This is a genomic window from Candidatus Gracilibacteria bacterium, from assembly GCA_010119145.1.
Lineage (GTDB): Bacteria > Patescibacteriota > Gracilibacteria > BD1-5 > UBA6164 > JAACSU01.
The window spans coordinates 1-1033 of sequence record JAACSU010000037.1; the positions used below are offsets into that span (position 1 = coordinate 1).

At 32.0% G+C, this 1033-nt stretch carries 1 protein-coding gene; it reads left to right on the forward strand.

Features of this window, described 5'->3' with window-relative positions:
* Positions 1 to 108 precede the first annotated feature (108 nt).
* Positions 109 to 1033, forward strand: a 925-nt coding sequence (locus GW846_06640; protein NDK10422.1) for a phosphoenolpyruvate synthase, incomplete at its 3' end; no start/stop codon positions are given.

Genomic DNA, 1033 nt, shown 5'->3' on the forward strand with positions numbered 1-1033 from the left:
CGCTGAAAAAAATAAAGCCAAGATTAAAATTCCTAATCCTTGGGGTGATTGGTCAAAAGAGAAAGCAGTTGATTCTTTAATTAAACAAATGAAAAAGCAGATTAAAATATGAAATTTATTAAAGATTTTAAAGAAATAGATAAAAAAGACATTCAAATTGCTGGCGGTAAAGGAGCGAATTTGGGAGAATTAATAAAAATTGGAATTCCAGTGCCAGATGGTTTTATTATTTTAGCTGGAGCCTTTGAAGGATTCTTAGAAGAAAATGATATAAATGTAGAAATAAAAAAGAGTTGGAATAGAATTAATATTAAAGATATTGAGTCGGTGGAAGAGAATTCTGAGATATTAAGAGATCTGATTTCGAAAGCGAAGATGCCAAAAAAAATTGAAGAAGAAATTTTAAAAGAGTTTGGCAAATTGAGAATAAAATACGTGGCGGTGAGAAGCTCGGCAACAGCTGAAGATTCTAAAATTGATTCTTGGGCCGGAGAATTAGAAACTTATTTAAATACCACTAAAGAAAATTTGATTGAGAATATTAAAAAATGTTGGTCCTCACTTTATACTCCCAGAGCTATATTTTATAGATTCCAGAGAAAATTAAACCATACACCAGTTTCGGTGGCAGTTGTGGTTCAAAAAATGGTTCAGTCTGATGCTTCCGGGGTTTGTTTTACGGTTCACCCAGTGACCAAAGACAAAAACCAAATGGTAATCGAAGCTGCTTGGGGATTGGGAGAAATATTGGTTTCTGGTCAAATTACTCCTGATACTTATGTAATAGAAAAGGATACCTTAAATATTTTGGATAAAAATATAAATTCTCAAGAGAAAATGATTGTAAGGAGTAAAAAAGGAATTGAAACAATTTTTGTTCCAAAATCTAAAAGAGAAAAACCAAAACTGTCCGCCAAGCTAATTAAAGAATTGGCAAAACTCTGTATCAAGATCGAAGATCACTATAAATATCCTCAAGATATAGAATGGGCTCTGGAAAATCGAAAGTTCTATATACTTCAAACTCGACCTA